General features: G+C 50.7%; 7 protein-coding genes and 1 rRNA gene. All 8 read right to left on the reverse strand.

The features are described from left to right. Positions 1-128: 128 nt before the first annotated feature. On the reverse strand, positions 129-614 hold the full coding sequence (locus tag AC58P7_RS33090) for a nucleoside deaminase (RefSeq protein ID WP_497350320.1): 486 nt from the start codon (positions 612-614) through the stop codon (positions 129-131). 19 nt (positions 615-633) lie between these two features. Continuing rightward, positions 634-1,563 (reverse strand): ABC transporter permease, encoded by a 930-nt coding sequence (locus AC58P7_RS33095; protein ID WP_497350321.1) that lies wholly within the window; start codon positions 1,561-1,563, stop codon positions 634-636. Between the two features lie 84 nt (positions 1,564-1,647). Next, positions 1,648-2,769: an ABC transporter permease gene (locus AC58P7_RS33100; RefSeq protein WP_497350322.1), complete on the reverse strand. Its 1,122-nt coding sequence runs from the start codon at positions 2,767-2,769 to the stop codon at positions 1,648-1,650. Further along, positions 2,766-4,301 carry an ABC transporter ATP-binding protein gene (locus AC58P7_RS33105; protein WP_497350323.1) on the reverse strand — a complete coding sequence of 512 codons (1,536 nt, stop codon included), beginning with the start codon at positions 4,299-4,301 and terminating at the stop codon, positions 2,766-2,768. The genes AC58P7_RS33100 and AC58P7_RS33105 overlap by 4 nt, the downstream gene beginning before the upstream one ends. Before the next feature lie 228 nt (positions 4,302-4,529). Continuing rightward, on the reverse strand, positions 4,530-5,066 hold the full coding sequence (chrA, locus tag AC58P7_RS33110) for a chromate efflux transporter ChrA (protein ID WP_497350324.1): 537 nt from the start codon (positions 5,064-5,066) through the stop codon (positions 4,530-4,532). Beyond that, the gene (gene chrB / locus AC58P7_RS33115; protein ID WP_497350325.1) at positions 5,063-5,653 is read right to left on the reverse strand and encodes a chromate efflux transporter ChrB; all 591 of its coding nucleotides are present in this window, start codon (positions 5,651-5,653) and stop codon (positions 5,063-5,065) included. Before chrB ends, chrA begins: the two co-directional genes overlap by 4 nt. A gap of 79 nt (positions 5,654-5,732) precedes the next feature. Beyond that, positions 5,733-5,903: a hypothetical protein gene (locus AC58P7_RS33120; protein WP_497350326.1), complete on the reverse strand. Its 171-nt coding sequence runs from the start codon at positions 5,901-5,903 to the stop codon at positions 5,733-5,735. A gap of 158 nt (positions 5,904-6,061) precedes the next feature. Then, positions 6,062-6,171, reverse strand: a 5S ribosomal RNA gene (gene rrf, locus AC58P7_RS33125); the annotation flags it as partial.

Raw genomic sequence — 6,171 nt, forward strand, 5'->3', positions numbered from 1 at the left:
TCAAGATATCAGTGGACATTAAAAAAGATGACCCCTGACCAGTTCAGGGACCATCTCCTTGCTGCTTAGTTCTTTTTATTAAAATGTCTACGAAACGGGTTACAGTTCAATCCCGGTGGCTTCTCTATTTAATCCCAATACCCGCTATGCGCAGCAATCGCTGCATCCACAACCTCAGGAACAGGACCGATCACTTGGATCGGCTTGTTCCCTCTTGCAAAAACCTCCCGACAAGGTAACGCCAGCGTCGGATTCTGCTCATTGTCTCCCGTGAGCCCCGCGAGCATCGCTTCGGGCATAGCGAAGATCACGCGCCCTACGTTCCCCCAATAGATCGCCCCCGAGCACATCGCGCATGGCTCCGTTGAGGTGTATAGCGTGCACGCCCACAGTTCTTCCTTACTATAACGCTTAGAGGCTGCTTCCATAAGCATCGTTTCCGCATGCCCTGTACAATTCGATTCGGTAATCTCGACATTACCATGCTCCATCAGAATCTCGCCAGCAGGCCCAACGAGCAATGAACCGAATGGTGTATTGCCAGCTTCTCTCGCCAGCAAGGATAGCTCTACACATCTTTTCAAATAAGGAATATGAACCTCAAATTCACTCATGGTTTGCCCCTCCAGTATTCTAAAATCTTTGCTCACGTATATAAGGCACACCGAGCGCCTCAGGTGCACCTGATGGCTTATTTTTATTCCGCCAACCGAGGAACATCAACACCAGAATGGTGACGACGTACGGAATCATTTTCAAAAAATAAGAAGGAATATGGCTGCCAATCAGCTGCACACGGAAGCCCAGACTATCCAGAATACCGAAGAAATACGCACACACGAGGGCACGAATCGGATTCCATCTAGCGAAAATAATAAGTGCCACCGCAATCCACCCGCGTCCGGAGGTCATCCCCTCGTTCCAAGTCGGTGTATACACAAGCAGCAAATCTGCCCCACCAATCCCAATCAGCATCGAGCCAATGACAATGCACCCGTAGCGAATCGCAATCACAGGAATCCCCATGACGTCCGCCGTAGCCGGATTATCCCCAACCGCACGAAGGTGCAGTCCCCAAGAAGTACGATGGATGAACAGATGCATGGCCAGAACCAGCACGAAGCTTAACCATGTAAACAAATCCATATGGGCAAAAATCTTCCCGATCACCGGCACAGGCTCCAGCCATGGTATATCGAGCTTCGGTACCGCACCCACAAGCGGCTGGCCGCTCACCGGCTTCCCTAAGTACGCGCTAAGTCCAGCACCGAATATCGTCATCGCCAATCCACACACTACCTGATTCGCATGAAGCGTCACACAAAGAAAACCATGGAGCAATCCCAGAGCCCCGCTAACCGCGAGCACACACAGAATCGCCAGCACTAAACTTCCAGTATGTATGAAAACGAGGCACGAAGTCACCGCACCCATTAACATCAAACCTTCTGCACCTAGCTGCATAATCCCTGATCGCTCGATCAGAATGCCACCCAAAACAGCCAAGAGTAACGGAGTGCCCGAAGAGATCGCTGAAACTATGATTTGCGTAATTGCATCCATCTCTTACACCCTCCTTTTCTAACCGTTCATTAACACCATTAACTATATCGCACAGCCCACCACGCTCCACATATGACAGCTCCCTCAACTATTCCGCCGAATACGGAACTTCCCTGCCATCCCCCCAGCAATGAGGAAGAAGAGGATCGCTCCCTGAAACATGGAAGAAATGGAGGACGGAAGTCCGATCGTTTGAACGCTATATCCCCCGACAATCAGCCCGCCGAAGAGCACAGAAGAGATCACCAGTCCAATCGGATTCAGCTTCGCCAGCCACGCCACAATAATAGCCGTGTACCCATACCCCGGAGAGATACCATACATCAGTCGGTGCGCTACGCCTGAGACTTCCGCCATCCCAGCAAGCCCCGCCAATCCACCGCTAATCACCATTACCACGAGCACATGTCTGGAAATGCGAATCCCAGCATTCTTCGCCGCTTCACTGTTAGCCCCGATCAGTCGCAGCTCATAACCCCACCGTGTATACCGAACAACAAAGGCATAGACTAGCACTGCGATGATGGCGAAAATGATACCCAAATGCAGCCGCGTCGTGCCAAAAGTCGGTAACGTCTGCGCTACTGTAAACATCGGAGATCCCGGGAAATTAAAACCCTTCGAGTCTTTCCACGGTCCAAAAACCACATAGTTCAGCGCAAGCAGCGCCACATAGTTCAGCATCAACGAGGTAATTAATTCGTTTACCTGAAAATAATTCCGCGGAATTGCCGTCAGCAAACCCCAGAAGCCGCCAGCCACGATGCCCGCGACCATCATCAACGGTATCGAAAGAACCATCGGCAAATGTGGAAAATACACCGTAATCGCCGTCGCCGCCATGGCCCCCGCCACGAACTGCCCTTCCGCCCCGATGTTCCACACCGAGATTCGGTACGCAATCGACACACCCAGCCCGCAAAGAAGCAAAGGAATCGCCTTCACTAGCGTTTCAGTCAAACCAAAGATGGAGCCGAAGGCTCCCTTCACCATTTTGCTGTAGACCATGAACGGATTCATGCCATTCAATGCGATAAAAATCCCACAAGCCACCAACGCCAAAGCGATGGCGATTATCGTTACCCACCAAGGGCTGTTCGCTCCCGCAGGATCGATTTCCAACCGATACGGTAAGCGAAAGCCTGCTCCGCGCTTGGTCACTTTATTTTCGACGGGAATGCTGCCTGCTGTTCGTTGTTCACTCATCCTGCATCCTCCTCCGATCCCGCCATCAGCATGCCGATATGCTCGCGGCTCGCCGCTTCCCTCGGAATGTTTCCTACAATGCGCCCATCGTACATGACGAGGATGCGATCGGATAGCTGCAGCACCTCATCCAAATCCTCCGAAATGAGCAAAACAGAGCGCCCCTTGCCTCGCAAATCCTCTAGCAATTGATACACGCCTTCCGAGGCACCCACATCGAGTCCTTGTGTCGGATGCACCGCAATCATGAGCTTCGGACCTTGATCGATCTCCCTAGCAAAAAGCAGCTTCTGCTGATTCCCACCCGACATAAACTGAATCGGCGCGTCTATCCCCGGCGTTTTGACATCGAATAGTTCGACTAACCGCTGAGTCCAACTCTGATTGCTCCCCGTCCGCAGCAAACCAAACCGCGACCGTTCCGATGAACGATACGTTTTGAACAATAGATTATCTACCGAGTCCAAGCTACCCGCCAGACCACTCCGCATCCGATTCTCTGGCACATGCCCGATCCCAAGCTCAATCGCCGCACGTACCGAACCATTCCGCAGTGCTTTCCCATCAAAATGAACATCCCCCTGCTTCCACGTACGCAGTCCAGTCAGCACTTCCGCTAGCTCCTTCTGCCCGTTCCCGGAGACGCCTGCAACACCAACAATCTCACCTTCATTGACCTGAAAATGAAGCCCATCCAGCACCTTGCGTCCGTGATCCGCGTAGACGTCTAGCCCTTTGACCGAGAGCATCGGCTTCTCCTTCGCTCTTGTTCTTTGCGGTGCGCGGCTATCTAGACTCTCCTTGCCCACCATCAACTGAGCCAGCTCACGCTCGTTCGTTTCTGTTTTCGGCATCGTCGCAATCATCTTGCCCTTGCGCATGACCGAAATGTGATCCGCCGCAAACATAACCTCTTTCAGCTTATGCGTCGTCATAATGACCGTTTTGCCTTCCTTCTTCATCCGGTCCAGCGTCTCAAAAAGCTGATCAACCTCTCCCGGCGTCAACACCGACGTTGGCTCATCTAGAATAATAAAATCCGCTCCCCGATAGAGCGTCTTTACAATCTCCACTCGCTGCTGCTCGCCAACAGAAAGCTGCCAGATGGGCCTATCCACCGGAAACAGCAGCCCAAAATGCTTCGAAATCGCCTCGATTTCCTCGGACTTTTTCGAAAGCCAGCCGGGTCCGCGCCAGAATGAGCCAGCTTCCCCGAGCACAATATTTTCCGCTGCCGTTAAGGTCTGTACGAGGCGGAAGTTTTGAAACACCATGCCGATACCTAGCTTCATCGCATCCTTCGGTGAGCGAATGCGTACCTTCTCGCCATGAATCAGAATCTCACCGCTCGTTGGGCGGTACACACCGGACAGCATGCACATCATCGTGCTTTTGCCCGCACCATTTTCGCCTAGCAGCGCATGTATTTCTCCCGTTTTCGCCCGGAAATCCACCTCATCATTCGCCAGCACCGATCCAAACTGCTTCACGATTTGGACCATCTCCACTGCATATTTCTCTTGTGTACGCATAGGTCCCCGACCTCCTTATTCAACACCCCAATACAGGTAAAACAGCATCTCCCTACTCGGGATTTGCTGTTTCAGGAAAACGATATCGTCGTTCAGTTCACGTTGATCCCTCTCACATCACTATACTGTCCGCCCAACTTAAGCGTCAATAAACATAACATGAACTTTGGTGGCGTAACGAAAAGAGGCGCAAGCTTTGTGCTTAGCGCCAAAAAATGTGAGATTATATTACGTGGATAGGAAAATCCCACCATAGACGAACCCCGCAAGGATCACAAAAGCTGGGTGAATCTTACGCATTTGAATCAAATAAAAAGCTACCGCAGCGATCCCAACAAACTGCAAATACCCGATCGCTTTCGTGGATTCCACCAAGCTGCTCCAGGTGACCAGCACCATCATAATTGCAATAACGGGCTGCACCAGCAGCGTCATGCCTTTAATCACAGGGGATTGCTTGTATTTCTGCAAAATGTTCAGCAAAATGATCAGCGCAATAATCGACGGCACCACCGTTGCCGCCACCGCTATGAGAACGCCGATCCAACCGCCAATTTGGTAGCCGACATACGCGGCGATCTTCGTCGCGATAGGCCCTGGCAGCGCATTCCCCAACGCTAACATATTTGAGAATTCACTGCTGTTCATCCAGCTGTGATTCGTGACAATCTCTTGGAACATCAGTGGAATGGACGAGGGTCCCCCCCCATAGCCGAACACATTGGCAAGAAAGAAACTAACGAATAAATGCCACCAATCCATCATACGCCTTCACCTTTGCCAAGCTGCTTCTTGCTCTTCGTCCACTTGTCCTTCAGTTTGTGATGAAATGCTCCGTACAGAAGGAACATGAATATAACGATAGCTGGGTGCACCGATAATGGTTTTAGTAGCAGGAACGCTACGATGAAAAAAGTAACCCCTGCCGGCCAGCCTAGTCCTTTAATCGCTTTTTCGCCGAACTCATACGCCATCACGCCTAGCATGACTGCGACAATCGGCACTACTGCTGCAATCATCCCCTTGATCACATGCGATGTGCTGAAAAACGTGATAAACGAATATAGCCCCACCATCGCCACACAGGTAGGCAAAATATGAGCCAAAAGACCAATCAGCGCTCCCCAACTCCCTTTGAGCCGATACCCCAAATAGCCCGCCAACTTCGTCGCAATCGGCCCTGGAAGTGTATTCGCAATCGCGAGCACCTCCATGAACTCCTCATCCTTCATCCACTTAAAACGCGTCACCGCTTCGTACCGAATTAATGGTACAATCGACGGCCCGCCGCCATATCCCAATATCCCTGTTCGGAACATCGCCGTTCCTATCTGAACATAGGCGTTCTCCATTATGTATCACTCCCGTTCCATCGTTGATTCACCCAAAGAAGTAAACTAAGCTTTATTGTAATATAAAATGAAGCCATTATTAGGATTCTCCTTTTATTTTTGTGAAAATAACAAAGTTTTTTGGAAATCTTGGGACTTGGTCTGAAGGTAGGGGCGCATCTCCTCCATCTCTATCCCACTTCCCTATTACCCTAACTCCTTCCCCAAATTTCACTCCCCTCTCATCCGTCTTTCTTTCTACTTTAATCAAACTAGATGTAGGGTATCCACTTAAATGAGTTTATCCGGGCAAAGCAATGAAAATTAGCTGTAGAAAATACAACTTATGCATTTTCAACCCGATTTCATCGCGGATAAATGAAAAAAAGAGCCTTACCAAGATTTCTCTGGGTAAGGCTCTTACATTGTGCTTGGCAACGTTCTACTCTCCCAGAACCCTGCGGTTCAAGTACCATCGACGCTGGAGGGCTTAACGGTCGTGTTCGAGATGGGAACGCGTGGGTCCCCTCCGCCATCAT

The sequence above is a fragment of the Paenibacillus sp. J22FR5 genome, from assembly GCF_059691975.1.

Coding starts and splice junctions, on each gene's coding strand:
- AC58P7_RS33090 (WP_497350320.1), bottom strand. CDS start 614: ATGAGTGAATTTGAGGTTCATATTCCTTATTTGAAAAGATGTGTAGAG.
- AC58P7_RS33095 (WP_497350321.1), bottom strand. CDS start 1,563: ATGGATGCAATTACGCAAATCATAGTTTCAGCGATCTCTTCGGGCACT.
- AC58P7_RS33100 (WP_497350322.1), bottom strand. CDS start 2,769: ATGAGTGAACAACGAACAGCAGGCAGCATTCCCGTCGAAAATAAAGTG.
- AC58P7_RS33105 (WP_497350323.1), bottom strand. CDS start 4,301: ATGCGTACACAAGAGAAATATGCAGTGGAGATGGTCCAAATCGTGAAG.
- chrA (WP_497350324.1), bottom strand. CDS start 5,066: ATGATGGATTGGTGGCATTTATTCGTTAGTTTCTTTCTTGCCAATGTG.
- chrB (WP_497350325.1), bottom strand. CDS start 5,653: ATGGAGAACGCCTATGTTCAGATAGGAACGGCGATGTTCCGAACAGGG.